This is a genomic window from Sulfitobacter sp. L-8 (genome assembly GCF_056859255.1).
Genome location: NZ_JBSXOD010000056.1, coordinates 356,862 through 383,241 on the forward strand (window position 1 = coordinate 356,862; position 26,380 = coordinate 383,241).

At 58.5% G+C, this 26,380-nt stretch carries 29 protein-coding genes and 1 tRNA gene; 18 read left to right on the forward strand and 12 right to left on the reverse strand.

Annotated elements, in window-relative coordinates; translation table 11 throughout:
• Positions 1–10: 10 nt before the first annotated feature.
• A complete protein-coding gene (locus AC13DE_RS18395) occupies positions 11–778 on the forward strand; it encodes a squalene/phytoene synthase family protein (RefSeq protein WP_483048653.1) in 768 nt (255 codons plus the stop codon).
• 7 nt (positions 779–785) lie between these two features.
• On the opposite strand, the gene AC13DE_RS18400 is transcribed toward AC13DE_RS18395, so the two are convergent.
• The gene (locus tag AC13DE_RS18400) at positions 786–2,012 is read right to left on the reverse strand and encodes an MFS transporter (RefSeq protein WP_483048654.1); all 1,227 of its coding nucleotides are present in this window, start codon (positions 2,010–2,012) and stop codon (positions 786–788) included.
• Positions 2,013–2,087: 75 nt separating this feature from the next.
• Between AC13DE_RS18400 and AC13DE_RS18405 the strand changes: the two genes are divergently transcribed.
• The 4 genes from AC13DE_RS18405 to AC13DE_RS18420 all read left to right on the forward strand — a co-directional run bounded on the left by AC13DE_RS18405 (position 2,088) and on the right by AC13DE_RS18420 (position 4,924).
• Positions 2,088–2,825, forward strand: coding sequence for a precorrin-6A/cobalt-precorrin-6A reductase (locus tag AC13DE_RS18405; RefSeq protein WP_483048655.1), 738 nt, complete (start codon positions 2,088–2,090; stop codon positions 2,823–2,825).
• Positions 2,822–3,454 (forward strand): DNA-3-methyladenine glycosylase family protein, encoded by a 633-nt coding sequence (locus AC13DE_RS18410; protein WP_446295074.1) that lies wholly within the window; start codon positions 2,822–2,824, stop codon positions 3,452–3,454. Before AC13DE_RS18405 ends, AC13DE_RS18410 begins: the two co-directional genes overlap by 4 nt.
• Positions 3,451–4,116 carry an alpha/beta hydrolase gene (locus AC13DE_RS18415; protein ID WP_446295075.1) on the forward strand — a complete coding sequence of 222 codons (666 nt, stop codon included), beginning with the start codon at positions 3,451–3,453 and terminating at the stop codon, positions 4,114–4,116. The genes AC13DE_RS18410 and AC13DE_RS18415 overlap by 4 nt, the downstream gene beginning before the upstream one ends.
• Positions 4,117–4,339: 223 nt before the next feature.
• Positions 4,340–4,924 carry an HNH endonuclease gene (locus tag AC13DE_RS18420; protein WP_446297097.1) on the forward strand — a complete coding sequence of 195 codons (585 nt, stop codon included), beginning with the start codon at positions 4,340–4,342 and terminating at the stop codon, positions 4,922–4,924.
• 32 nt (positions 4,925–4,956) lie between these two features.
• Here the strand turns inward: AC13DE_RS18420 and xth are convergent, their stop codons facing one another.
• Positions 4,957–5,739, reverse strand: a complete 783-nt coding sequence (gene xth, locus AC13DE_RS18425) for an exodeoxyribonuclease III (protein ID WP_446297094.1) — start codon at positions 5,737–5,739, stop codon at positions 4,957–4,959.
• Between the two features lie 354 nt (positions 5,740–6,093).
• Between xth and AC13DE_RS18430 the strand changes: the two genes are divergently transcribed.
• Positions 6,094–6,285, forward strand: a complete 192-nt coding sequence (locus AC13DE_RS18430) for a hypothetical protein (protein WP_446314447.1) — start codon at positions 6,094–6,096, stop codon at positions 6,283–6,285.
• Positions 6,286–6,381: 96 nt separating this feature from the next.
• A complete protein-coding gene (locus tag AC13DE_RS18435; protein WP_483048656.1) occupies positions 6,382–7,455 on the forward strand; it encodes a DUF6902 family protein in 1,074 nt (357 codons plus the stop codon).
• Between the two features lie 50 nt (positions 7,456–7,505).
• Here the strand turns inward: AC13DE_RS18435 and AC13DE_RS18440 are convergent, their stop codons facing one another.
• Positions 7,506–7,829: a HesB/IscA family protein gene (locus AC13DE_RS18440; protein WP_289083146.1), complete on the reverse strand. Its 324-nt coding sequence runs from the start codon at positions 7,827–7,829 to the stop codon at positions 7,506–7,508.
• 84 nt (positions 7,830–7,913) lie between these two features.
• On the opposite strand from AC13DE_RS18440, the gene AC13DE_RS18445 reads away from it, so the two are divergent.
• The 7 genes from AC13DE_RS18445 (at position 7,914) to AC13DE_RS18475 (ending at position 14,732) form a co-directional block, all read left to right on the forward strand.
• Complete coding sequence (locus AC13DE_RS18445) at positions 7,914–9,056, forward strand: deoxyguanosinetriphosphate triphosphohydrolase (RefSeq protein ID WP_289083147.1); 1,143 nt, start codon at positions 7,914–7,916, stop codon at positions 9,054–9,056.
• 63 nt (positions 9,057–9,119) lie between these two features.
• Positions 9,120–10,862, forward strand: coding sequence for an arginine--tRNA ligase (argS, locus tag AC13DE_RS18450; protein WP_483048657.1), 1,743 nt, complete (start codon positions 9,120–9,122; stop codon positions 10,860–10,862).
• Between the two features lie 161 nt (positions 10,863–11,023).
• On the forward strand, positions 11,024–11,965 hold the full coding sequence (locus tag AC13DE_RS18455) for an SPOR domain-containing protein (RefSeq protein ID WP_483048658.1): 942 nt from the start codon (positions 11,024–11,026) through the stop codon (positions 11,963–11,965).
• A complete protein-coding gene (nagZ, locus tag AC13DE_RS18460) occupies positions 11,962–12,969 on the forward strand; it encodes a beta-N-acetylhexosaminidase (protein ID WP_483048659.1) in 1,008 nt (335 codons plus the stop codon). Before AC13DE_RS18455 ends, nagZ begins: the two co-directional genes overlap by 4 nt.
• Complete coding sequence (locus AC13DE_RS18465; RefSeq protein WP_446297799.1) at positions 12,962–13,756, forward strand: segregation and condensation protein A; 795 nt, start codon at positions 12,962–12,964, stop codon at positions 13,754–13,756. The genes nagZ and AC13DE_RS18465 overlap by 8 nt, the downstream gene beginning before the upstream one ends.
• 43 nt (positions 13,757–13,799) lie before the next feature.
• Positions 13,800–14,408, forward strand: a complete 609-nt coding sequence (gene scpB, locus AC13DE_RS18470; protein WP_483048857.1) for an SMC-Scp complex subunit ScpB — start codon at positions 13,800–13,802, stop codon at positions 14,406–14,408.
• An 81-nt stretch (positions 14,409–14,489) separates the two neighbouring features.
• Positions 14,490–14,732: a hypothetical protein gene (locus AC13DE_RS18475; protein WP_446297797.1), complete on the forward strand. Its 243-nt coding sequence runs from the start codon at positions 14,490–14,492 to the stop codon at positions 14,730–14,732.
• A 97-nt stretch (positions 14,733–14,829) separates the two neighbouring features.
• Here the strand turns inward: AC13DE_RS18475 and AC13DE_RS18480 are convergent, their stop codons facing one another.
• The 8 genes from AC13DE_RS18480 to AC13DE_RS18515 form a co-directional block, all read right to left on the reverse strand.
• Positions 14,830–15,909 (reverse strand): 2'-deoxycytidine 5'-triphosphate deaminase, encoded by a 1,080-nt coding sequence (locus tag AC13DE_RS18480; RefSeq protein WP_483048660.1) that lies wholly within the window; start codon positions 15,907–15,909, stop codon positions 14,830–14,832.
• A 64-nt stretch (positions 15,910–15,973) separates the two neighbouring features.
• Positions 15,974–16,050: transfer RNA gene (locus AC13DE_RS18485), tRNA-Pro, on the reverse strand.
• 70 nt (positions 16,051–16,120) lie between these two features.
• Positions 16,121–17,206 (reverse strand): MerR family transcriptional regulator, encoded by a 1,086-nt coding sequence (locus tag AC13DE_RS18490; protein ID WP_483048661.1) that lies wholly within the window; start codon positions 17,204–17,206, stop codon positions 16,121–16,123.
• Positions 17,207–17,210: 4 nt separating this feature from the next.
• Positions 17,211–17,513, reverse strand: a complete 303-nt coding sequence (ihfA, locus tag AC13DE_RS18495) for an integration host factor subunit alpha (protein WP_446297791.1) — start codon at positions 17,511–17,513, stop codon at positions 17,211–17,213.
• Positions 17,514–17,610: 97 nt separating this feature from the next.
• The gene (locus AC13DE_RS18500) at positions 17,611–18,582 is read right to left on the reverse strand and encodes a beta-ketoacyl-ACP synthase III (RefSeq protein WP_483048662.1); all 972 of its coding nucleotides are present in this window, start codon (positions 18,580–18,582) and stop codon (positions 17,611–17,613) included.
• The gene (plsX, locus tag AC13DE_RS18505; RefSeq protein WP_483048663.1) at positions 18,579–19,655 is read right to left on the reverse strand and encodes a phosphate acyltransferase PlsX; all 1,077 of its coding nucleotides are present in this window, start codon (positions 19,653–19,655) and stop codon (positions 18,579–18,581) included. The genes AC13DE_RS18500 and plsX overlap by 4 nt, the downstream gene beginning before the upstream one ends.
• Before the next feature lie 42 nt (positions 19,656–19,697).
• On the reverse strand, positions 19,698–19,904 hold the full coding sequence (gene rpmF / locus AC13DE_RS18510; protein ID WP_446297788.1) for a 50S ribosomal protein L32: 207 nt from the start codon (positions 19,902–19,904) through the stop codon (positions 19,698–19,700).
• Positions 19,905–20,102: 198 nt separating this feature from the next.
• Entirely contained in the window at positions 20,103–20,654 is a 552-nt protein-coding gene (locus tag AC13DE_RS18515; RefSeq protein WP_483048664.1) for a YceD family protein, read from the reverse strand.
• Between the two features lie 90 nt (positions 20,655–20,744).
• Between AC13DE_RS18515 and AC13DE_RS18520 the strand changes: the two genes are divergently transcribed.
• The 3 genes from AC13DE_RS18520 (at position 20,745) to AC13DE_RS18530 (ending at position 23,866) form a co-directional block, all read left to right on the forward strand.
• Positions 20,745–21,209 (forward strand): outer membrane protein assembly factor BamE, encoded by a 465-nt coding sequence (locus tag AC13DE_RS18520; protein ID WP_446297784.1) that lies wholly within the window; start codon positions 20,745–20,747, stop codon positions 21,207–21,209.
• A gap of 9 nt (positions 21,210–21,218) precedes the next feature.
• Complete coding sequence (locus AC13DE_RS18525) at positions 21,219–21,968, forward strand: GNAT family N-acetyltransferase (RefSeq protein ID WP_483048665.1); 750 nt, start codon at positions 21,219–21,221, stop codon at positions 21,966–21,968.
• 86 nt (positions 21,969–22,054) lie between these two features.
• Complete coding sequence (locus AC13DE_RS18530) at positions 22,055–23,866, forward strand: ABC-F family ATP-binding cassette domain-containing protein (RefSeq protein ID WP_446312741.1); 1,812 nt, start codon at positions 22,055–22,057, stop codon at positions 23,864–23,866.
• A gap of 42 nt (positions 23,867–23,908) precedes the next feature.
• Here AC13DE_RS18530 and tyrS read toward each other — a convergent pair whose 3' ends face one another.
• The gene (tyrS, locus tag AC13DE_RS18535; protein WP_483048666.1) at positions 23,909–25,159 is read right to left on the reverse strand and encodes a tyrosine--tRNA ligase; all 1,251 of its coding nucleotides are present in this window, start codon (positions 25,157–25,159) and stop codon (positions 23,909–23,911) included.
• A 65-nt stretch (positions 25,160–25,224) separates the two neighbouring features.
• Between tyrS and AC13DE_RS18540 the strand changes: the two genes are divergently transcribed.
• A complete protein-coding gene (locus tag AC13DE_RS18540) occupies positions 25,225–26,358 on the forward strand; it encodes an anhydro-N-acetylmuramic acid kinase (RefSeq protein ID WP_446297778.1) in 1,134 nt (377 codons plus the stop codon).
• The last annotated feature ends 22 nt before the right edge of the window (positions 26,359–26,380 follow it).

Consider the following 26,380-nt stretch of genomic DNA (forward strand, 5'->3'; position numbering starts at 1 on the left):
AGTTGATTTGATGGAATTTGACGCCGATCTGGTTGCCTGTGCTGGGCTCGTTGAGCGGGCGGACTCTTTGCGATTCCGTGCCACCATGGCGGCCCCGTTGAATGCGCGGCGCGTGTTGTTTCCGCTTTATGCGTTCAACATAGAAGTGGCACGTGCCCCCTGGGTCACGCAGGAAGCGATGATCGCTGAAATGCGTTTGCAGTGGTGGCGCGATGTCTGCGAAGAAATAGCCAACGGCGAAACGGTACGCCGCCACGAGGTCGCCACTCCGCTTGCTGCGGCGATCACCGCTGACGATGCGGGGTTGCTTGACGGGTTGGTTGCTGCCCGACGCTGGGATATTTACCGTGATCCGTTTGAAGATGACGCACATTTCGACGCGTATATAGACCAGACCGCCGGGAACCTGATGTGGGTTGCAGCCCGGCGTTTGGGCCAAGCGGATGAAGCTACGGTACGCGATGCCGCTTATGGCGCAGGCGTGGCCGCTTGGCTGCTTGCGATACCGCGGTTGGTGGAGCTTGGGCGGGTTCCCTTGCTTGACGGTACCGAAGCGGGTGTCGCAAGGTTGGCCGATCGGGCGCTGAAACGGTTGGATCGCGCCCGTCGCAGTCGTGGCAAGGTTTCCAAAGCCGCCAGACCTGCAATGTACTCCGTCGCGGCCAGCGCCAGAGTTTTACGGGCTGCGATCGCGCGACCCGCGCGCGTAAGAGAGGCACAGTTGCCGCCGCTGGACCGCTTTGTGCTGTCATGGCGGGCGGTTTCCGGCCGCTGGTAGGACGCGGTCACGCGTGAGAGGGTGTGGGGCGGCGAAACATGAGCCAGAGCAGTGCCCCGCCGGCCAACACCAGAAATGGTATCATCGCCATGTTAACGGCGGACCAGCCCTGGATCGGATCGCCGCCTGAACAGTTCATGAGCCCACCGCTGGCCAGCGATGCAAAGGTGACGCCGCCAAACACCAGCAGATCGTTCAGGCCCTGCATGCGGCCACGCTCGTGCGGGGCATGCGCTCCAGCCAGCATCGACGTTGCACCGATAAAACCGAAATTCCAGCCTACGCCAAGCAGGATCAGCGCGATATAGAAGTTGTTCAGGTCGACACCCTGAAGCGCGACCACCCCTGCCAACGCTAGAATGGCGAGGCCGAGACCGACGATCTTTTCAACGCCGAACCGCGCAATGAGATGGCCGGTAAAAAAGGATGGCGCATACATCGCCAGTACGTGACCTGTCACCACGTGCGAGGCGTCGACAATGTCAAATCCAGAACCGACGACGGCCAGGGGCGTCGACGTCATCACCAGGTTCATCAGCGCATAGGACACCATGCCGCAGATCACCGCGACAGCGATGCGCGGGGTGGTCAATAGCTGCGTGCGTGTGCGGCCCTTGGGCGCATCAACACTGGGAACAGGTGGCTTGGGAATGTCGAGAAAGGCGAACAGTGCCATGCCGATTGCATTCAATACGATCGCCGCCACGTAAACCGGAAAGAAACGCATCACCGTGGCGGCCCCATTGACCCCGGTCAACATGCCCACGAGTTGCGGGCCGATGATCGCCGAGATCAGCCCTCCTGCCATAACATACGAAATGGCCTTGGGTCTGAATTCATCCGACGCCGTATCGGTTGCCGCGAAACGGAAGAAACCTTGTGAAGACATATAGATGCCCAAAAGATAGCTTCCCAGCAGAAAGAACCCAAAGCTTTGGACGGTCAATGCATAGGCGCAGATCGCGGCCCCCGTCATACCCCCGGCAGCACCGGTGACAAACCCCGGGCGCCGCCCAAGCCGCTGCATCACCGTGGACAACCACGGCGCGGTGGTCATTGACCCGAACACGATCATCGAAATAGGCAAGGTTGCAAGGCAGGCATTGGGAGAAAGCTGTTGGCCTGCCAATCCTCCGATGACAAAGTACATCGGCATTTGGCTGCCAAGAAATGCCTGTGCGGTCACCAGAACGGTGACGTTTCGCTTGGCGCGGGTATCATCAATCGCTGTCATTGCGAATGCGTAGACCGCGGCTTGAGGCGCTGCAAGCCCCTTGCGCCCGCAAGACAGCTAAACGATCATCGCGCCATGACACGCAAGCCAAGAATTCTTTTGATTGCCGGCAGTGCCGAGGCGCATGATGTTGCCACTGCGCTGTCAGGTTCCAACCTATCCGCGCAGGCGATCTTGCGCCGGGTCGAGCGCAGCTTTGGCCCCCTGAGCGTCCCTTCGCAGATTTGGACCCCCGACGGTTCTGCGCAGATGCAGCGCTATCTTGCTGACAACGGTATTACGGCGATCTGCGATGCCGGGCACGGTTTTGATGCGGATGTCTCGCTCATCGCCGAGGATGCGGCGCGGCGGTCAGGTCTGCCCTATGCACGTTTGCTGCGACCCGCCTGGACAATCAAGCCGCCTGCCGAACGCGCCGTTTCGGTTGCACAGGCCGCAGCCATGATCCCCATCGGGGCGCGGGTGTTCGCAGCCACCGGGCGCGGGACCATCGACGAATATGCACCCTTTACGGGGCGCAAGCTGTTCCTGCGTCAGGCGCGCGCCGGCACCCGCAGCCCGCTGCCCGGGTTCGCCGAAGCCGTTTATGGGGGTCCCCCGTACACCCGGGCACAGGAAGCGGCATTGTTTAGTCGGCTCGACGTTGATACATTGGTGTGCCGCAACGTAGGCGGTGAACCAAGCCGGCCCAAGCTGGATGCAGCGCTGGAACTGGGATTGCGGGCAATCGTGATTGATCGCCCTCCACCGCCGGAAGGGGCACGGCAGCTTGCCACCGCGCGGGCCGCAGTGGCATGGCTGAATGCCCTATGACCACCGGGCGTATCATCACCTGTGATGCTGACGTCGCTGAGGGGGCGGCGTGGCTGGCGGCGCGGTCCACGCAGTTTGCCGCAGCCCTAAAAGCCACCGGGCCGCTGCCACTGCGCCTGCGCAACGACGGATTTGACGCATTGATCGGGGCGATTATCAGCCAACAGGTATCGGTGGCATCGGCCAATGCGATGCGCACCAAGATGGACGCGGCAGGTCTGACCGACGAAGCGGCGATCACGGCTGCGGGCGAGGAGGGGTTGCGCAGCGCCGGTCTGAGCCGCCAGAAAATCCGCTACGCCTTGGCTCTTGCAGACGCACGGATCGACTATGCCGCCCTGCGCCACGCCCCGAATGCAGATGTGATCAAGACGCTGACGGCCGTACCGGGCGTGGGGTTATGGACAGCACAGATTTACGCGATGTTCTCACTGGGCCGCGCCGACGTTTTCGCCGAGGGCGATTTGGCCTTGCAGGAGGCTTCACGAATCCTGTTTGATCTGCCAGAGCGACCCAAGCCGAAGCAGTTGGCGGCGATGGCTGAAAGCTGGTCGCCTTGGCGATCGGTTGCAGCCCGCACATTGTTTTCGTACTACCGGATTGCAAAACAACGGGAAGGCATATCATGACACGAATTTTAAACGCAGAGCGCCGGGAACCAGTGTCGGGTGAAACGCGGTCGGCGGTGGTCTTCTTGCATGGGTATGGTGCCAACGGCGCAGACCTGCTGGGGTTGGCCGACCCGTTGGGAGAGCACCTGCCTGACACGCTGTTTGTGGCACCCGATGCCCCCGAAGCGTGCGCCGGTGCCCCGATGGGATTCCAGTGGTTTCCGATCCCGTGGATCGATAATTCATCGGAAGAGGAAGCCGAACGCGGGATGGTGCAAGCCACGCAGGACCTGAACGCGTTTCTTGATGCACTTATGGTCGATGAGGATCTGTTGCCCGAACAGGTTGTCCTGTTCGGTTTTTCCCAAGGCACGATGATGGCGCTGCATGTGGCACCGCGTCGCGAAGATGCGGTGGCGGGCATCGTCGCGTTTTCGGGGCGGCTGTTATCACCCGAAAGCCTGAAGGACGATGCTATCTCGCGGCCTCCGGTGTTGCTGGTTCACGGTGATGTGGATGACGTGGTACCGCCGCAATCACTGCCCGAAGCTGCCGAAGCTTTGCAGGAAGCCGGATGGACCGACGTTTTTGCTCATATCATGAAGGGTACCGGCCACGGTATCGCGCCCGACGGGCTAAGCGTTGCACTAGCGTTCATGCGCGATAAACTAAGTTTGTAACGACATCGTACAGGGCGATTGGGGGCAAGTTTGCGCCCCCGAGGCGGGTACCTCAAACGGGTGAGGTGTTACCTCACCACCGCGTTATGTCCCGGTCCCCAGTACTGCGACATCTTGTATCCATTTGCGGCTTGTCAGACGCAAACCACGAGATATAGTCAGTCCCATCGGTGGGGCTGTCCTGCCGGACCGGACGCGGAACGGCAAGGGGCTTATCAATACGATGGACGGCGATTTTAGAACCGAATTCACCCGAAGCCCAGCTGGGCTGAAACACAGACCGGCCCTGGTGCTGAATGCGGATTACAGGCCATTGTCCTATTATCCGCTGTCGCTTTGGCCCTGGCAGGAAGCGATCAAGGCCAAATGGCTTGACCGGGTTGATATCGTGGCCGAATACGATGACTACGTTCACAGCCCGTCGATGCAGATCAAAATCCCGTCGGTCGTTGTTCTCAAAGATTATGTCAAACCTCAAAAGCGCGTGGCCTTCACGCGCTTTAATTTATTTCTGCGCGACGAATTTCGCTGCCAATACTGCGGGGCACGCGGCGATCTGACCTTTGATCACGTGGTACCGCGTGCGGCGGGCGGTGTCACAAGCTGGCAAAACGTGGTCGCCGCGTGCAGCCCGTGCAACCTCAAGAAGGGCTCGAAGGCGCTGCATCACACCGGGTTTCATCTGCGCAAACCACCCCGCCAACCCCAAGCGGAAGAACTACGCAACATGGGGCGCAGGTTCCCGCCCAACCATCTGCACGAAAGCTGGATGGATTTCCTGTACTGGGACGCCGAGCTTCAAGCCTGAGCAACGGTTCCGGGACGGGTGTGTCGGGGGTTCTAGAAATCCAAGTCGACCCAGACCGGCACATGATCCGACGGTTTTTCCCGCGCCCGAATTTCCTTGTCGATCTGACAGTCTTTTAGCATGTCCGCAACCGCAGGGCTTAGCAGAAAATGGTCGATCCTGATGCCGTTGTTGCGATTCCAGGCACCGGCTTGATAATCCCAGAAGCTGTAATGTCCGGGGCCTTGGGTGCGCGCCCGAAATGCGTCGGTCAGACCAAGCGCAAGCAATCTGCGCCACGCTTCGCGCGTTTCAAACCGAAACAGGGCATCGTCACGCCACGCCGCAGGCGACGCGGCATCCTCTGCTTGTGGGATGATGTTGAAATCTCCGGTCATCAGGAACGGCGTTTCGTCTGCTAACAAGGCACGTGCGCGCTGTTCCAGACGCTTAATCCAGGCTAATTTATAGTCGAACTTTGGTCCCGGTGCCGGGTTGCCATTGGGCAGGTACAATCCACACAAGCGGACCGACGCCTTGTCACCCACGACGGTGGCCTCGATATATCGGGCCTGTTCATCGGTTTCATCCCCATCCAGGCCGCGCACCACATCCTCGAGCGGGAGCTTTGACAGGATCGCGACGCCATTGAATGATTTCTGCCCGTGGGTTTCAACATTATAGCCGCGATCCTCGAACAATTCCCGAGGGAAGCCTTCGTCGACGGACTTGATTTCTTGCAGGATGGCGACGTCGGGCTGTGCTTCGTCCAGCCATTCGGGCAGCGCGGCGATACGGGCCTTGATACCGTTGATGTTGAACGTAGCGATTTTCATGGCAGCCCCCTGATTGCACCGCAGCTATCGCTCAAAGTGATGTTTGGGGCAAGGGCAACGCAGCAGATTCGTCCCGGAGCGGTGGGAGTCGGTGATTGCTTTTTAACCAAATCCAGTGGGTTAGCTGATGGCGCAATCAGCGCGTGTGTGGAAAAAACTTTTTCTGACCTGTGTACAACAACAGCCAAGGTTGCCGATCAGCTCCGTATTCGGCGACCTCAATGTGGATAAGTTTATCTGTCTAAAATTGTATTCATCATCACGTTGAGTGAGCAATTTTAACGGGCAAACATTGATGTAGATGCAATTTAAAATTGTCATCTCGACTGCAACCTCAACTGCGAAGGATAAGAAATGAACAAGCTTGCATATCTGGAAGATACCTCGGTTTCGACCGATCAAAAGACACTTGATGCGCTGCATGGCGGCGAAAACACGGAGCTTTTTACCACCGGTTCGATTGCGTGCAACACGTCGATGGCATCGGGTGGCGGGACCGAGCTTTTCACCACGGGCTCGCAGCCGGTGACCTTGTCCACCGTATAGGGTGAAGGGCGGGCATTGTCCGGTAAATGACTGACACGATGCCCAAAAAGCTTACCCTGCGCCTTCGGGCACAGGGGGCCAGTTGAAAGGGATCCCATGACGAATGTTATTGATCTGAAGTCACGCAGGCAGGATCAGGCAATAGATTTTGCCAGTCTGAGCACCCTGTTTGCCCACGGGCGCCGCGCCAAGGATGATGTATTCTGGTTGAAGGAGAACGCCGAGTGGCTGGGTATATTGGCAAACGTGGACGCGGATAAACCTCGGGACGCTATAGCCCCCTATGAGGAGATTTATCAGGATTTAGCGGCGAAAATTACATTCTTTCCGCAGTATTACAGATTTTTCCTTTCGCTCTGTCTTGATCTTGAGGATCTGGGCCTAAGGGGCGACCAGGGGGCGATATTATGCCACTGGGTTGACCGGCACCAGTTTGCTCGGGCCGAGCTTTCGGATCTGCAACGCGCCGAAGCTGAACGCCTGTTGGCGCGCCGCATCTGTGTGCGTCGCGACCCGTCGTTGCAGGACCGGCTTGAGAACTTCATTTCAAGGTCAATGACATTTGCCCTTCCGAACAAGAAAGCCGCGTATGAATTGGCACATATCGTGTTTTACCTGGCCGACTATGGCCAGCAAGACCCCCGTCTGAGCGATGCCGCGCATATCAGTCTGGATAATGCAGGACTTCTGGCCTTCCTGGACCAGGACGCCGATTTGCTGGGGGAAATTTGTGCGGCAAAGCGTCTGGCCGGCGAAATCCCGGACAAGGTCTGGGAAAGCTTCGTGTGCCAGGCCCACAACGACTGTCGCATGGGGCACATCGGCATGGCGGGCAGCGCGGATGGGTATCACACCTATCTGGTGTCCGGCTGGTTGGCGCAGATGACCGGACGCAAGGCATTTGAAAGGGCGATACCAGCCGGAAAGGTCGCTATACACGCGCCTGCGGCCGGAAACGGCGCGCTGCGCGGGCTGTCACAGGCTTTGTTTGATTATGGTCGGGGCAGGTCCGCCGATTGGGGGAAGATGCGGGCGCGCCTGATTGCGACGATGACCGAGGACGGGCAAGCGGTCCTGGAAGCGGCGGAGCGATCGACCTATCGGTTCGACGCATTCTTTGAAGGGTTTTCGCGCGCTGCAGACAACGGAAATGGCCTCATTTATCAATGAGGCCAGCCTCCGGCGGGAGTTTGCGGGGCAAAATGAAAACGCGTGTGGGCTTACATCGAGAAAGATGTGCCGCAACCGCAAGCGCTTGTGGCGTTGGGGTTTTCGATGATGAACCGTGCGCCGATGAGTTCTTCGGAGAAGTCGATTGTCGCATTGGCCAGAAACGGTAAAGAAATGCTGTCGACCACGACCCGCTGACCGCAGCCTTCGAGGACAAGGTCGTCTTCTTTCGGGGCGTCAAGCGCGATGTCGTATTGAAACCCCGAGCAGCCTCCGCCCTCTACCGCGATGCGCAGGGCCTTGCCGTCGGCCGCTGCACCGATTTCGGCCAACCGGTCGAAAGCCCGGGACGTAACTTTGGGGGGCAGGTTCATAATCAGGCTCCGGTGCTATCGGTTTCCATCTGGTCTTGGGTACAATATAGAAAGTCGCAGGACAGGCTACAAGGACCACCGTATATGCGCGCACCTTTTGCCTCTGATCCGGCTGCGACCCGGGGACGGTTGCGACCAGAGGAGGAAAGTACATTTCGGTCATGCTTTCAGCGGGACCGTGACCGGATCATTCACGCCAGCGCCTTTCGGCGGCTGAAGCACAAGACCCAGGTTTTCATTGAACATGAGGGCGATTATTACCGCACGCGGCTGACCCATTCGATAGAGGTCGCGCAGGTGGCGCGCACCATTTCCGGTGCGTTGGGGTTGAATGCGGAGCTGACCGAAGCAGTCGCGCTGGCGCATGATTTGGGACATCCTCCTTTTGGTCATACCGGTGAAGATGCCTTGCAGGCGTTGATGGCACCCTATGGCGGGTTTGATCACAACGCGCAGGCGATCCGGATCGTCACCCATCTGGAGCGTCACTATGCCGAATTCGACGGGTTGAACCTGACATGGGAAACTTTGGAGGGGTTGGCCAAGCACAATGGCCCTGTGACCGGTGACCTACCCTGGGCCCTGGCCGCGTATGAGCGCCAGCATGATCTTGAGTTGGGGACTTTTGCCAGCGCGGAAGCCCAAGTGGCGGCCATCGCGGATGATGTCGCGTATAATCACCATGACTTGCATGATGGGCTGCGCGCGGAGCTGTTTTCGACGGATGAGTTGGCCGAATTGCCGATCCTGCGAGGCAACTTTGCCGAGGTCGACCGGTTATACCCGGGCTTGAATTACTATCGTCGCCGTCACGAGGCATTGCGCCGGTTCTTTGGTGTGCTGGTTGAGGATGTGATCAATGTCGCGCGGACACGGCTGAGGGAAATGCAACCCGAAACGGCTACCGACATCCGGATGGCCGGGCGCACGTTGATCCAGTTTTCAGACCCGGTTTTTGAGGATCTCAAGATGATACGCGCGTTTCTGTTCGACCGGATGTACCGCGCTGAATCCGTGGTAATCATGCGGCAGCAGGTAACGCGGGTGGTCGAGGATCTGTTCCCCTACTTTTGCGCGCATCCCGAGCAACTGCCGAAACAGTGGCGCAAGGATGTTGAAGAAGCGGACGGGAACATCGCAATGGCGCGGATTGTCAGCGACTATATTTCGGGAATGACCGATCGCTTTGCGTTGCAAGAGCATGAGCGGCTGATTGTTAACAGCTGAACTGCCCTTGATTAAGGGTGGATATTCAGGTGATACACGGGGCCAAGTCGAAGGAACTCCGTTATGAACCTATTTGCCGATATCCGCAGCCTTGTGCTGTCCACCCTCGAGACGCTGGTTGCCGACGGGTTTCTGCCCGAGGCGCTGAACTTTGACGCCATCACGGTAGAGCCACCGCGCGATGCGTCGCACGGTGATATGGCGACCAACGCGGCGATGGTACTGGCAAAACCCGCTGGCATGAAGCCGCGTGATATTGCGGAAAAGCTGGCGGGAAAACTGGCCGAGGATCCGCGTATCACGGCGGCGGATGTGGCGGGGCCGGGGTTCTTGAACCTGCGGCTCAGCGCGGATGTCTGGCAGCGCGTCGTGGGTGCCGTTCTGGCACAGGGCACCGATTTCGGTCGTGGCGATCTGGGGCAGGGCAAGCGGGTCAACGTCGAATATGTTTCGGCCAATCCCACGGGGCCGCTGCATGTGGGGCACACCCGCGGTGCGGTGTTCGGCGATGCGCTGGCGTCCTTGCTGGATTTTGCCGGCTTTGACGTGACGCGCGAGTATTACATCAACGATGGCGGTGCGCAGGTCGATGTTTTGGCGCGCTCTGTGTACCTGCGCTATCTGGAGGCATACGGACAAGAGGTGGCGTTTCCCGACGGAACCTATCCCGGTGACTATCTGATCGAGGTCGGCGTCGCACTGAAGGACAAGGTCGGCGACGCCTATCTTGACCAGGACGAGGCTGTCTGGCTTGAGGATGTTCGCAATTTCTCGACCGACGAGATGATGAAGTTGATCCGGGGCGACCTTGCGTCGCTTGGGGTTGAGATGGACGTGTTTTATTCGGAAAAGTCGCTGTATGGCACGGGCCGGATCGAAGCCGCGATCGAGGACCTCAAGTCCAAGGGGCTGATCTATGAGGGCGTACTTGAACCCCCCAAGGGCAAGAAGCCCGAAGACTGGGAGCCACGCGAGCAGACGTTGTTCAGATCTACGGCTCATGGAGATGACGTGGACCGGCCTGTGATGAAATCCGACGGCGGGTGGACATACTTCGCGCCGGACATCGCTTACCACTTTGACAAGGTGCAGCGTGGGTTCGACATGCTGATCGACGTGTTCGGGGCAGATCACGGTGGCTATGTCAAACGGATGAAAGCTGCGGTTTCCGCGTTATCGGGCGGTACCGTGCCGCTGGATATCAAGCTGACGCAGTTGGTCAAGCTGTTCAAGGATGGCAAGGAATTCAAGATGTCCAAGCGGGCAGGGACATTCGTGACCCTGCGCGACGTCGTCGATCAGGTGGGCCCCGATGTAACGCGCTTTGTCATGCTGACACGCAAGAATGACGCGATGCTGGATTTCGACTTTGCCAAAGTGTTGGAGCAATCCCGTGAGAACCCGGTGTTTTACGTTCAGTATGCGCATGCGCGGGTCAACTCTGTGCTGCGCAAGGCCGCCGAAGCTGGTGTATCGGTCGATATGGGTGCATTGAAAGCCGCAGATCTGGGCAGGCTGGATCACGAGAGCGAACTCAAGCTGGCCGCCAAACTGGCCGAATGGCCGCGTCTGGTGGAAACCGCCGCACGAAGCAATGAACCGCACCGGGTGGCGTTTTATCTCTATGAACTTGCCGGAGATTTCCATGGCCTATGGAACCGAGGCAATGACGTGCCTTCGTTGCGTTTCCTGCAAGATGATCCTGCTACTTCGCAGTCAAAAATCGCGCTTGCCCAAGCCACAGCGATTGTAATTGCGTCAGGTCTTGGTATTCTGGGGGTCAAACCAGCGGAAGAGATGCGTTAACGCACACCGGCTGGTCGGGCATTTTAAAAAATAGACCTGCGTCAATTGAACTAGTCGTGGGCAGTGAGGCAGATATGGCATATTACACGTCCCCGTCCCACGGTGGGGGGTATTCTTTCGAATCCGATGCTAGCGCGACACTTAATGTGCAGGCTAAGCCTTTGTCAAAATTGGCAAATATAGCCGGGGCTGCCATGTCGGTCGCGTTGATCATAGGCATCGCGGTGTGGGGCTATAAGCTGCTGATGCGCGATGTCACGGGCATACCCGTCGTTCGCGCGGCAGCCGGTGACATGCGCGTTCGTCCCGAGAATCCGGGCGGTCAGCTTGCCGACAATCAGGGGTTATCCGTCAATGCCGTGGCATCGGAAGGAACCGCCAGCCAGTTTGCGGAGCAAGTGATATTAGCCCCCAAACCGCTGGATCTTGAGGACGAAGACCAGCCCATTGCCGTCGCAATGGTGGCATCTGAGCCACAGGTGCCGGCACTGAACAAGCCGGAACCTATCCAGGTGGCGGCTTTGCAAACGGGGAATATCAGCGACGTCACGGCGTCTTTGCCCGTCGGCGTTGACCCGATAGCCGACGGGGTTGACCCGTTAGACGAAGGTGAAGGCACAATCGAACCGGTTGCCGAAAGCGAAACACTGGATATGGACCCGCTTGAGCTGGCGGTGTCGCAGGCGGTTGCGCTCGCGATGGGTGGAGAGCCGGGCGTTCACAGTTCGCTGCGGCCTAAACGTCGCCCCGCAACTTCCGAACTGGTGACGCGTGCATCGTTTCAACCTGTTGACACTCCGATGATCGCGACGCCGGCAACCGTGACAGAGCTTGCCGCCGATAGTTTGCCAAAAGGGACGCGTCTGGTGCAGTTGGGTGCTTTTGATACCCCACAGACCGCGCGGGCGCAGTGGGATACGCTGAATGGCCGGTTCGGGGCCTATCTGGATGGCAAATCGCGAGTGATCCAAGAAGCAAGCAGCGGTGGTCGCACCTTCTATCGCCTGCGCGCACATGGCTTCGAAGATATCGCGGATGCACGACGCTTTTGTTCTGCCTTGGTTGCGGAAAACGCCGATTGCATCCCTGTCGTCACCCGGTGACACGCTTCGGGGCGACGATACTGGATGCGTCGGGGTTACGATTGACGGCGCAGGAGAAAGCGCTTTTTCGCGAAGTTAAGCCTTTTGGGTTCATCTTGTTCAGCCGCAATGTGGACACACCTGAACAGGTTCGCGCGCTGTGTGCAGAACTGCGCGACGCCGCTGGCCATGATGCGGTGATAACGGTCGATCAGGAAGGCGGACGGGTGCAACGACTGCGCCGGCCGTTTTGGCGTGACTGGTCGCCTCCACTGGATTTCGTGAAGGCCGCTGGTGAAAATTCCGTCGAAGCGATGAAACTGCGTTATCGTCTTATCGCACACGAGCTGCATGATCTAGGCATCGACAGTAACTGCGCGCCGATGGTCGATGTGGCCGGTCCGCAAACCCACGAGTTTTTGCGCAACCGTTGCTATGGTACGGACGCGGAGCAGGTCACCAAACTGGGAAGAGCGGCGGCAGACGGGATGTTGGCCGGTGGTGTTTTGCCGGTCGTCAAGCATATGCCAGGTCATGGCCGTGCTACAATGGACAGCCATTTTGATCTGCCCCAGGTCAGTGCCGGTCGTGACGATCTGATCGGCACTGATTTCGCACCTTTCAAGGCGTTGAACGACCTTCCGATGGCGATGACCGCGCATCTTGTGTATGAGGCTCTTGATAAACGTCCTGCAACGTTATCGCCGGTGATGATGCAGGTTATTCGCGATGAAATCGGGTTCGACAATCTGATCATGACTGATGATATATCAATGCAGGCGCTAAAGGGGCGCAATGACGATATCACCCGCGATGCATTGGCGGCCGGATGCGATGTGGTGTTGTATTGCAATGCATCGTTGAAAGACCGCGCTCTGGTCGCCGACGCTGCGGGTGAGATGACGCAAGCCGCACAAACACGGGCCGAACGTGCATTGGCTGCGCGTGTGGTCCCTGATGATATTGACATTCCCGCCCTGACTGCAAGGCTGACCAGGCTTGTCGGCGAGGATGTGCATGGCTGAAACACTATTCGAGGAAGATCAAAGTACCGTGGCCGAAAGGCTGGCTGCCGAAGCGCTGATCGTCGACGTGGATGGGTTCGAAGGACCTTTGGATCTGTTGCTGACGCTGAGCCGCACCCAAAAGGTCGACTTGCGCAGGATATCGGTTCTGCAACTGGCACGGCAATATCTTCTGTTTGTCGAAAAAGCAAAGGCATTACGGCTTGAACTTGCTGCTGACTATCTGGTGATGGCGGCTTGGTTGGCGTTTTTGAAATCCCGTCTTTTGCTACCCCCTGACCCCGATGAAGAGGGACCGACCGGCGAGGAACTGGCAGCGCACCTGGCGTTTCAGCTTGAACGATTGCAGGCCATGCGGGACGCGGCGGCGCGGCTGATGGCGCGCGACCAGCTGGGACGCGACTTTTTTGCCCGTGGGCAGACTGACGAGGTGCAGCGGACCCGCCGTATCACCTATACCGCGACGTTGCTGGACCTCATGCAAGGCTATGCCCGCATCCGCACCCGGGATGACTTCAGGCCCTTCGTCATGGACCGTGACAAGGTGTTCACGATGGAACAAGCCCTTGATCGCATGCGCGGCCTGATCGGGTATGCGGGCGATTGGTCGGACCTGACCAGTTATCTGCCCGAGGGGTGGTCGGTTGACCCAGTGCAGTTGCGTTCCGCCACCGCGTCTACGTTCGCGGCGTCGCTGGAGCTGGCCAAGGAGGGGCACATAGAGATCAGACAAACCGAGCTGTTCGCGCCCATCGAGTTGCGCAAAAGGGAGAAGCAGCGTGGCTGAAGCCTATGACGACCAAGAGGAAAGCCTGTTTGATCCGCCGCCCATGGCTGAACAAGAACGCATGCTGGAAGCCATTCTGTTTGCGACCGTCGGTCCGGTGACCCTGCGCGATATTGAACAACGCATGCCGCATGGTTGTGATGCAGGCGAGGCGATGATCCATCTGCGCCGACGGTACGAAGGGCGGGGTGTCGAGGTGGTGAAAGTCGGAGATGCCTATGCGATGCGCACGGCTGCCGATTTGGGGTACCTCATGCAGAAAGAGACTGTCGAGGTGCGCAAGCTGTCGCGGGCGGCGATAGAAACCCTTGCTATCATCGCCTATCACCAACCGACCACGCGGGCAGAAATAGAAGAAATTCGTGGTGTGTCCGTGTCGCGCGGCACGCTGGACCAACTGCTTGAACTTGACTGGATCCGGTTTGGACGCCGCAAGATGACCCCGGGGCGGCCGGTGACTTTCGTTGTCACACAAGAGTTTCTGGCGCATTTTGGTCTGGAAAGCCCACGCGACCTGCCAGGTTTGAAAGAACTGCGATCGGCAGGATTGCTGGAGAATCGCCCGGCATTCGGGGCAATGCCCACATTGGGAATCGAAGACGAAGATGAACCCGAGCCAACAGAGGGTCAAAGCGAATTGTTCGAGGATTAACGACGAGGGCCTGAAAAACGCCGTATTGAATGCTATATTAAGCACTGACAGTGATTTTGCCGTAGCAACCGGGGATAAACGATGAACCAGATTATCAATATGATTATGCGTCAGGTTATGGGGCGGCTGATCAACAAGGGTGTCTCGATAGGTTTCGACCAAGCGTCCAAGCTCGGCAAGGGGCGGAAATCCGATGGTAGTCGGAACACGGGGGGTCCTGATATCAGTGCCGCAGAAAACGCAAGTCGTGACAAGATGGGACGCGACCAAGGCAAGCGTGCGCGGGACATGATGAAGAACATGCGCCGACTCAACAAGTTTTAGGGTTTGTTTCTATTGTCTGCGGCTGCGCGGGCGGTGCCTGCGGCAGTCCATTTGGGTTGCGTCAGGCCTTGCAATTGAACAGACCGAACCGCGTGGGTCAGCCCGGCGCGTGGAAATGCTTGCTTAGCTTGAGACCTTGCCCCTGATAGTTCGAAGCAATTCCCGCGCCGTACAGCTGCGTGGGTATTTCGGACATTTTCTCGTAAATCAGGCGTCCAACGATCTGGCCATGTTCAAGCACGAACGGGGCTTCGTGACAGCGCACTTCCAGAACACCGCGCGACCCTGCGCCGCCGGCTGTGGCATGGCCGAAACCCGGGTCAAAAAAGCCTGCGTAGTGGACGCGGAACTCTCCGACCATGGCAAGATATGGGGCCATCTCGGCTGCGAATTCTGGTGGTATGGTGACGGCCTCGCGGCTTACCAGGATGTAAAACGCTCCTGGGTCCAGGATGATCTGCCCGTTGTCGCTGTGAACTTCTTCCCAAAAGTTTGCGGGCGCATAGTGGCCGATGTTGTCAAGGTCAATCACGCCGGTATGGGGTTTGGCCCGGTACCCGACCAAGGTCGTGCCAGGCAACCGCAAGTCGACCGAAAAGCCCAACCCGTCATCGATCACGGCGTCGCCATCGACAAGCGGCGTTTCGGTGTGCAGGGCACGCAGCGCCGCATCATCCAGCGCCGCATTGCCGGAGGAAAAGCGAATCTGGTTCAACCGCATGCCGGGACGTACGAGCACCGAAAAAGACCGGGGACAGATTTCGGCGTAAAGCGGCCCGGTATAGCCATGCGCGATACGGTCAAATTCCGTACCGCCGTCTGTGATGGTACGGGTCAGCAGGTCCAGCCGCCCGGTCGAGCTTTTGGCATTGGCGACCGCCGATATATCATCTGGCAGGGCAAGACTCTCCATCAAGGCTACGACATAGACGCATCCCTTTTCCAACACCGCACCGCTGGTCAGGTCAACGCGGTGCATCTCGAATTCGGTTAGACGATCAGCGACCTTTGCGCCGTGCCCGGTCAGAAACGAGGCCCGCACGCGATACGCGACGGTTCCAAGCCGCAGGTCGAGACTGGCGGGTTGGACCTGGGCAGGATCGACCTCGGGGGTGCCGATGATCTGGCCGGCACTGATCATATCGTTGATGTGTTGGTTGGGAATAACACCGCCCATAGCTGGACCTTTCAAATGCAAACACCCGCAGCCACAAGGGCGCGGGCGTTTGTTTTATGTCGGTTGGTCGGGCTAGCAGGACTCGAACCTGCGACCTTCCGTCCCCCAGACGGACGCGCTACCAGGCTGCGCCATAGCCCGACATGCAGCGGTTCATACCTGATAATCGCCGGGGCGCAAGGGGGAATTGCCGCAAACTGCACCAGTGGTTTCAGTCAGCAGCTGCGGCGGGTTCCGCATTGGACATCGAATCGCGCACGGCGGTCAATCGCTCCAGCAGCGGGGCGATTTCGCGGGCGGTGTCTGGAGATAGGCTCCGACATTGCAACACAGCTGCCAAGGCATGTGGTTTGACGATGATATCAGCTTCGACAGGGAACACCGGATCGGGAATGACGCGTGGTTTGGGCAGGGGGGGCGTGACTGGGTGCTTGGCTGCCGCTTCATCCAGGTCTTCGGGCCCCGAGGCTGCTTGGTCTTGTACGGGATCAGCCTGTGATGGGGCTGGCCTGGTCGCGCCATCGTCGGGCGTGTTGTCACTGGACGGGGGCGGGGATTGGGTCATCGGCCGCCGCAAGAAAGTCGGAAGGTCTTCGTGCCGGGTATCGGTTGTTTCCGGCGTGGACGCATTCTGCACAGGCATGTCGGAAGACGAAGAATCGGCTTGCTCATCCGCTGGTCGGTCGGCGGTGTCGGGCGCTTTGGCGGCGGTCTGATCGGACGCGGCAAGCAGTTCGGCAACCGCAAGATCTTCGGGATCTTGAGGTGCCGGCATGTCCGGTTCGTCGCGGGCAGGCCCACTGTCATCCGGCGGCACCGATGTGGCATTCGGCGTATCCTGTGCAGCGACAGGGTCGACCGGCTTGGGCGGCTGAGGTTGGGCGGGGGCTGATTTGGCCGGCAGATCAGCCCGCGCAGCTTCAAATGAAAGCACCACGCCTTCCTGTTCCGAAGGAGTGGGTTCAACGACAACCATATCAATGGTATCGGCTGATACGTCACTATTTACCATGTTCAGTTCATCAAGCGGCTGTGAAAGCCGTGCGACGTGACTCATGCCTTCTTCGCGTAGAACCTTTTGAACGCCTTTGATGGTTAATCCGTCATCATGCAGCAGCCGTTTGATGCCGCCAAGCAACAGCATGTCGGCAGGGCGGTAATACCGCCGTCCGCCGGCGCGTTTTACCGGCTTCACCTGCGTGAATTTACTTTCCCAAAAGCGCAGCACGTGGGCTTGGATACCAAGCCATTCCGCAACTTCTGAAATCGTCCTAAAGGCGTCCGGAGACTTGGGCATCAGGCTATCGCTTGTTCCCGTTTGCGACCCGGTCCTTCATGAGGTGGGACGGGCGAAAGGTCAGAACCCGACGCGGATTGATCGGCACTTCTTCACCGGTTTTGGGGTTTCTACCAACCCGAGCCGTTTTATCGCGGACTGAAAATGTACCGAAAGATGAAATTTTAACTTGTTCGCCTTGGACCAAAGCATCAGAGATATATTCGAGCACAGCTTCAACAAGTTGGGCACTTTCATTACGCGAAAGGCCAACCTCACGAAACACTGCTTCGCTCAGATCCATCCGGGTCAACGTCGTGTCTGCCATTCCATCCCCCATGTATTTTGGGCAGCATAGGCCGCAGCGATTTCACGTGTCAACAACAATGGGTTCTAAGGTGCTGTTTGCGCGAAGAAAAGCCACCTTACCATCGCAGGACAACGGCACCCCACGCCAGGCCGCCGCCAATCGCTTCGGTGACCAGAAGGTCACCTTTCTTGATTTGGCCCCGTTCCTGGCCCACCGACAGAGCCAGCGGAATCGAGGCGGCAGAGGTGTTGCCGTGGTCTTGAACCGTCACGACAACCTGTTCGATCGGCAGGTTCAATTTCTTGGCGGTACCTTGAATTATTCGGATATTGGCCTGATGCGGCACGATCCAGTCAATGTCGGAAGATTCGATACCGGCCCGCTCCATAGCCGTGGTTGCTGTGGCGGCCAGTTTTTCCACGGCATGGCGAAACACCTGATTGCCTTGCATGCGAACATACCCCGTCGTGCCGGTACTCACACCCCCGTCGGCAAACAGGAGATCATGCAGGCGGCCATCGGAGTTCAAGTCAGTCGACAAGATGCCCCGGTCTTTGGACGTGCCGTCGCCTTCCTGGGCTTCAAGCAATAATGCACCGGCACCATCGCCGAACAGTACGCTGGTTGTGCGATCCGTCCAGTCTATGATCTTGCTGAATGTTTCCGCACCGATGATCAGCACACGTTTGACCTGCCCCGAAGCGATCAAGGCATTGGCATTGGCCAGGGCGAATATGAAGCCGGCACAGACCGCTTGGATATCAAAGGCGAAACCGCGCTCCATGCCGAGCTGTGCCTGCACCATTGTCGCTGCGGAAGGAAAGGTCAGATCGGCAGTAGAGGTCGCCAAAATAATGGCATCAACATCCGCAGCGGTCTTTCCAGCATCCTTGAGAGCGGCCAATGCAGCCGCTGTTGCCATGGTTGAGGTGGTTTCACCTTCGGATACGAAATGGCGTCGTTCTATGCCGGATCGTGATCTGATCCACTCATCATCGGTATCGATCTTGCCCTCAAATTCAGCATTTTCGACAACGCGTTTCGGCAAATAGTGTCCGGCACCAATTACAACAGCTCTGATTGTCATTCCGTGGCCTCTTTCATCGGGGGAGCTGCGGCGACGCGGGCTGCCAACCGATCGGTAAATTCACTTTCGGTAAGACGTACCGCCAGCCTGATGGCCGAGGATACGCCCGTTGCGTCGGCTGCACCATGAGACTTAACAACGGTCCCATTCAGCCCCAGGAACACGCCTCCGTTGACCCGCCGCGGGTCAAAACGCTTGCTCACGCGGCGTAGCGATGTATAGGCCAGCACAGAAGCCATGCGTGACCAGATCGAATTCTTGAAAGCCTGGCGCAGACCATCGCCGATCAACGTGGCAGTCCCTTCGCCGGTCTTGATCGCGATATTGCCGGTAAATCCGTCGGTTACAATCACATCGGCAACGTCACCCGAGATATCGCCACCTTCGACGAAGCCGACGAACTCAAACCCGGCATCGTCGGCGGCGTCACGAATCAACTCGTGCGCCTCCTTGAGCTCGGTACGCCCTTTATGCTCCTCGGTGCCTACATTCAGCAACCCGATCCGCGGACGTTCGATGTCCATGCCGTTGCGTGCATAGGATTTTCCCATCAGCGCAAAGCGCAGCAGGTCATCGGCATCGGCACGGACGTCTGCGCCCACATCAAGCAAAACGTTGAATCCCTGAGGATTCGTTGAAGGATAAAGCACGGCGATCGCTGGACGATTGACGCCGGGAAGCTTCTTCAGCCGGATCATCGACAGAGCCATCAAGGCTCCCGTGTTGCCGCAGCTTACAGCAACAGATGCCTCACCTGTGCGCACCGATTCGATGGCCGACCACATCGAGGTTTCCTTGCCATTGCGGACCACGTTGCTGGGTTTGTCATCCATCGTCACGATGCCTTGGGCATCTCGAATGATGCAGCGTCCCGTCAGTTCAGGGCGCTTGGCGACCAACTGTTCCAAAGTATCCGCCGGGCCGTGCAAAACAAAGGTTATGTCAGGATTCTTGCTCGCAGACTCAGAACACCCGGCAACTACGATTGCCGGGCCCTGATCGCCCCCCATCGCATCAACTGAGATTAGGGTGCGCTGAGTTCTCGCGCTAGGCTGATCGGACGTGGCCGTCATCTGGTGCGATGCCTCTTATGAACTGCGGTTGACGGGACCAGCTTACGCTGCGTCTTCGTCGAGGTCGATCTCTTCGTTCATAGCAACGACTTCGTTGTCGTCATAGTGACCGCATGCTGCACAAATGTGGTGGGGGCGCTTCAGCTCACCGCAGTTCGGGCATTCGTTTGGATTCGCAGCAGTAAGCGAATCGTGGGCGCGGCGGTTGTTGCGGCGCGATTTGGAAACTTTATTCTGTTGGACAGCCATGTCTGGTGCCTTTGCCTTCGGGGTCGTTCATCGGCTTCCTGCCAAAGACGACCGTGTTTCAGATCAACTCCCGGTTTGGGCGTGACGTGCGTTTAGGCCGAAGCCTATCCGATGTCCAACCTTAATTGGGGTGAAGGGCGCAAAATACTGTGAAATTTCGCTGATGCAACCCTGTTTTCCCGTAAACCCCCACCATTTTCAGTCTTCGTCATCTTCCAGCTTTTGCCGCAACCCCGCAAGACCGGCGAAAGGTCGTGCATCTTCATCGGTCATCGCGATCTCACCGGGCTTGGTATATACGACCTGTCCCAGTTCCGCACCATTTGCCCGTGGATATTCAGGTATCTCGAGCGCCAGTGCCTCTACCATAACCGCGGCCGGGTCGATCCATTGTCCAAGCGGTTCGGACTCGTCATCTTCGGGCATTTCGGCCTCGGGTTCGTCCGGCTCAACGTAATCTTTCACAAAAAGCCGGGTAATCTTGGCGTCGATACGGGTCTGTACAGGTTCCAGCGTGACCACACATGGCTGCACGACAGTCGCGCCCAACCGTGCATCCATCTGCCAATCCGTGTTGCCAAGAGCGGTTATTGTCCCCTCGAACGCGAGTTTACGCACAGACGTCAGGCCGAGCTCCTGCGCGATCGCCTTCAGGGATTCCGCATCTGGACGCAGTGAAAAGGGGGTTGAGGCATTTTGCGACAGCTCTGCTACGCGCAATGCAGAAGGGCTTGGGGGCGTGCGAGACATGATGTTATGCTTTCGTTTCTTGAACCATGGGGTCTGCTTGGTGTATGCGAGATAAAAGCCATGATCTCCAAGGGCAAGAGGGCACCAATAATGCGTAACGATCGCCATGCCAAAAAGACACTGCTGATTGTCACCTTGCTGAGTGCGGGATTGGCACTTGGGGCCTGCACGCCGCAGTACAAGAATCACGGATATATTCCGCCGCAGGAGGATCTGGACAAGATTGCCATAGGGCGGGATACGCGCGATACTGTTGCCCAGACCGTCGGCGTACCGGTTTCGGGCGGGCTTTTGACGAACTCAGGCTATTACTATGTCCGGTCGCGTCACAGGGCGATCGGGTTCATGGCCCCTATCGAGACCCAGCGAGAGGTCGTTGCCGTGAGCTTTGATGCAAACGGTGTGGTGAACAACGTCGAGCGCTTCGGTCTGGAAAGAGGCAAGGTCGTCACGATTGACCGCCGCGTCACCAGTTCTCCGATCAGCGACAAATCGTTCTTGCGCCAGCTTTTGGGCAATCTGGGACGCTTTAACCCGGCGGCATTCGGGGGCTGAGGCGCGGGAATGTTGCCGTCAGGCAGCACGGATAGCTTTGGGATGATCAAAGGGCACTATCGGGCCGTTGCAGCGACGAGCGAGCGGGATGTCGAAGCCGCACAAGCCTTGCGCGCAGTTTGTTTTGGTGTACCTGCGCGTTTCGACGCCGATGTTTTTGATCGACACAAGCAGCACATACTGATCCGGGATCTCAGAACCGGTCGGTTGGTGAGTTGTTTTCGGCTTGAAGTTCTTACCGGGTCGATGCTGGAACAGAGCTATGCCGCACAGTTTTATGACCTGGCAAAACTGTCGCGCTATAACGAACCGATCATGGAGCTTGGACGGTTTTGCGTACGTCCAGGCGTCAATGACCCTGACGTGGTTCGGATAGCATGGGCGGCACTGACGCAATATGTCGAAGCGCATGGAATAAAATTGCTTTTGGGGTGCACGTCTTTTGCGGGGACCGATGCGGACCGCTATGGCGATGTGTTCGCGCTGCTGCATGATCGTTATCAGGGACCGCCCGCATGGCGACCCGATGCTAAGGCACCCGAAGTTATGCGGTTTCGTCCGCGCGCGCTTGGCCCGTCCGCTTTGAAACTGGCGATGCAGGGGATGCCGCCGTTGCTGCGCACGTATCTCATGATGGGCGGGTGGGTGAGCGATCATGCGGTTGTCGACCGTCAGTTAAAGACACTGCATGTTTTTACCGGCCTCTCGATCGATGCGATTCCGGAAGCCCGCAAACGGTTGTTACGCGGGTTGGTTTGAAGAGATTCTATGCCTTCGGCGAGGATTTTGAACCATTTGGAACAGCGGTCATTGACCCGGACGCAACGTGGCGCTAGCTGGCGTGCATGGCACGCGCACCCCTTTTACAAGTAAACGAGATTTCCCTGACTTTCGGCGGCGATCCCGTATTCGAGAACATGTCCCTTGTGGTTCAGACCGGCGACCGACTGGCGCTGGTGGGCCGGAACGGGTCAGGCAAATCCACATTGATGAAAGTCATGGCCGGATTGGTCGAGGCCGACAGCGGCGACGTGATCGTCGGGCCTGGCGTTTCGGTAGGCTATATGGAGCAAGACCCGGATCTGACCGGATTCGAGACTTTGGGTGATTTTGCGTCGCATGGGCTGGACCCGAGCGAGATGTACAAGGTCGAACGCGCCGGCGAAGGGTTGAAGTTCGACCCCGCACGCCCTGTCAGCACCGCGTCGGGGGGGGAGCGTCGCCGCGCGGCACTGGCGCGTCTGATGGCGTCTGAGCCCGAGCTGATGTTGCTGGACGAGCCGACCAACCACCTGGATATCGAAGCGATCCGCTGGCTTGAAGACGAGCTAAAAGCGACGCGGGCCGCCTTCGTTATCATCTCTCACGATAGGGCGTTTCTGCGCGAGTTGACACGGGCGACGTTATGGGTCGACCGCGGCGTTGTGCGCCGGCAGGACATCGGCTTTGGCGGGTTTGAAGCCTGGCGCGACCAGATGTGGGAAGAAGAGGACATGCAGCGCCACAAGCTGAACCGCAAGATCAAGGCGGAAGCACGGTGGGCTGTCGAAGGCATTTCAGCGCGGCGCAAGCGCAACCAAGGCCGCGTGCGCGCCTTGCAAGACCTGCGGGCCGAACGCGCCAGCCAGATCAAGCGTCAGGGCACAGCCGCCATGGCGCTGGAAGCGGGCCCGAAGTCCGGCCGCAAGGTGGTCGAGGCCATGGGCATCACCAAGGCCTTTGGCGACAAGACGATTCTGCGCCCCTTTGACATCACGATCCAGCGCGGTGATCGCATCGCCTTGGTCGGGCCGAATGGTGTGGGCAAGACGACGTTGCTGAACATGCTGATCGGGAAAGAACAGCCCGACGGGGGCGAGATCAAGCTTGGCACCAATCTGGAGATCGCGCTGTTTGACCAGGCGCGGGCGCAGCTGGATGGGGATATGACCCTGTGGGACAGTCTGACCGGCGATCCGGAAATGCGTGTTTCGGGCAAGGCGGACCAGATTTTGGTGCGCGGGCAGCCGAAACACGTGGTTGGTTACCTGAAAGAATTCCTGTTCGACGAAGGGCAAGCACGTGCGCCCGTGCGGTCGTTGTCGGGTGGTGAAAAGGCGCGGTTGCTGCTGGCCAAGATCATGGCGCGGTCCAGCAATATGCTGGTCCTCGATGAACCGACCAACGATCTGGACGTCGAAACCCTTGATCTGATGCAGGAGTTGCTGTCGACCTATGACGGCACCGTGCTGCTGGTCAGCCACGACCGTGACTTCCTTGACCGGGTTGCCGCGACCACCATCGCGATGGAAGGTGACGGCAAGGCGACTGTCTATGCGGGCGGGTGGACGGATTATCTGGCGCAGCGCCAGCAGGATGATTTTGACCAAAGCGTCGCCGCCAAATCAAAGCCCGGGGCGAAATCCGAAAAGCCCAAAGCGGCGCAGCAATCGGGCCTGAGCTTTACCGAAAAGCACCGGCTTGAGGCGCTGCCCGCCGAGATTGCGCGTCTGGAAGCCGAGATTGCGAAACTGGAAGAATTGATGAGCGATCCGACACTGTATTCCGACAATCCGGTGAAATTCCAGAAAGCGACCGATGCCTTGGTCGAGCGGAATGAAAAGCTGCAGGATGCAGAGGCCGAGTGGCTGATGCTGGAAGAAAAAGCCGAAAGCTGAAGGGGGCAGGGCGACCCGCCCCTCTCGCAAGTTGCGGGGTACCTAGCCCAGTTGTACCAGCGCGTGGCGTTTCTTGCCCGCGCTGAGCTTGATCGGTGTGGCCAGCGTGGCGGCATCGACCATCAGGCCTGCGTCTGTCAGCGGTTCGTCATTGTACCGGGCACCGTTTTCGGTGATCAGACGCTTTGCCTCTTTGCCCGAACCGGCCAGGCCGGATTTCACGATCAGCTGCACGATAGAGATGCCGTCGCCGATATCCGCCGCGCTGAGCGTCAGGGTGGGCAGGTCATCGCCGACGCCGCCTTTTTCAAACACTTCGCGTGCCGTGGCTTCGGCATTCTTTGCGGCTTCGGCACCGTGCAGCAGGGTCGTGACCTCGTTCGCCAGAATGATCTTGGCCGCGTTGATGTCGGAGCCTTCCAGCGCGCCCAGACGTTCGCATTCCTCGACCGGTAGTTCGGTGAAGATCTTGAGGAACTTGCCCGTGTCCGCATCGGTGGTGTTGCGCCAGAACTGCCAGAACTCGTAAGGCGACAGCATGTCCCCGTTCAGCCAGATCGCGCCGCCCTGGGATTTGCCCATTTTGCGGCCGTCGCTGGTGGTGAGAAGGGGGGTGGTCAGGCCGAAAATCTCTTGATCCAGCACGCGGCGGGTCAGGTCGATCCCGTTGACGATATTACCCCATTGATCCGAGCCACCCATCTGCAGCAAACAACCATAGCGGCGGTTGAGTTCAAGGAAATCATAGGCCTGCAGGATCATGTAGTTGAATTCGAGGAAGGACAGCGACTGTTCCCGATCCAGGCGGGATTTGACGCTTTCGAAGGACAGCATCCGGTTGACGCTGAAATGCCGCCCGATGTCGCGCAGGAATTCGAGGTAGTTCAGGTTGTCCAGCCATTCGGCATTGTTCAGCATGATCGCGTCGCTGGCACTGTCACCGTAGGACAGGTATTTCTCGAACACCTGCTGCATGCCGGCGATATTGGCGTCGATGGCGGCATTGTCGAGCAGGGGGCGTTCGTCCGACCGGAAGGAGGGGTCGCCCACTTTGGTGGTGCCGCCGCCCATCAGGGTGATCGGTTTGCCGCCGCATTTCTGCAACCAGCGCAGCACCATGATATTCATCAGGTGCCCCACATGAAGGGATTTCGCTGTCGCGTCATAGCCGATATAGGCAGGCACAGCCCCCTTCATCAGCGCGTCATCAAGGCCCTGATAGTCGGTGCAATCGGCAAGAAAGCCGCGTTCCATCATGATGCGGATGAATTCTGATTTGGGGTGGTATGTCATGGTGCTTGCCCTCAGCTTGGGTGGTGGTGCACTCTATAGGTGCTGAGCAGACAAAGGAAAAGGCCATGAATAAGGCCCAAGGGGCAAGAACCCCGACACGGATCGCGAAAACAGGCCCGCTGCGGGTCGCAGGCGCGATGAGCGGTACATCGCTCGACGGTGTGGATATTGCCGTGATTGACACCGATGGGCACGATATTCTGGGCTTTGGCGCGTCGGGGTATCGGGAATATTCTGCGGCGGAACGAAAGGTTATTGCGGCGGGCTTTGGGAAATGGGCGGGGGCAGAGGTTCAGGCTGCTGCGCAAATCGTAGAGTCGGCGCATCTTGAGGCATTGGATGCCTACCGTGAAGTCGACCTGATCGGGTTTCATGGGCAAACGCTGGCGCATGCACCGCGTCTGCAAGGTACGTTGCAGGTTGGATGCGGTGATGTGATCGCTGATACGCTCGGTGTCCCGGTCGTGTGGGATTTTCGCACCGCTGACGTGCAATTGGGCGGCGAAGGCGCGCCGCTGGCACCTTTTTTCCATCACGCCTGCGCGCGCTATGCCGGACTGACCGGGCCGGTGGCGTTTTTGAATCTGGGAGGTGTTGGAAACCTGACGTGGGTTGATCCGTCGATAGAACGCCCCGAGTCCGAAGGAGCGCTGCTGGCATTCGACACCGGCCCTGCCAACGCCCCGATCAACGACCTCATGCAGTCGCGACTGGGGTTGGCCTGCGATAAAGATGGCAAGATCGCTTCTGGCGGTGAAGTTGAAACCGGGGCATTGGAGCTGTTTCTTGCTGAACCCTATTTCTCAAGAATGCCTCCTAAATCTCTAGATAGAAATGACTTTTCAGAAATGATAGCGCTTGTCACCGAACTGTCAGACGCAGATGCGGCGGCGACACTGACGGCCATGTGCGCGGCCGGCGTCGCCGAAGCCATGCAGCATTGCCCGCGTTTGCCGGAACGCGTGTTGGTGACGGGCGGAGGGCGACATAATCCGGTGTTGATGCAGATGTTGGCGGTAAGCCTGGATTGCCCGGTGGTACCCGTCGAGGATATCGGCCTTGATGGTGATATGCTCGAGGCGCAAGCCTTCGGTTATCTGGCAGTGCGGGTGGCGCGCGGGATGCCGACTTCGTGCCCTGGCACGACGGGGGTCCGGGCAGCGGTTGGGGGTGGCACGGTAAGCATGCCAAGCCAGTGAACGATTAGCGTTGCGCATGCAC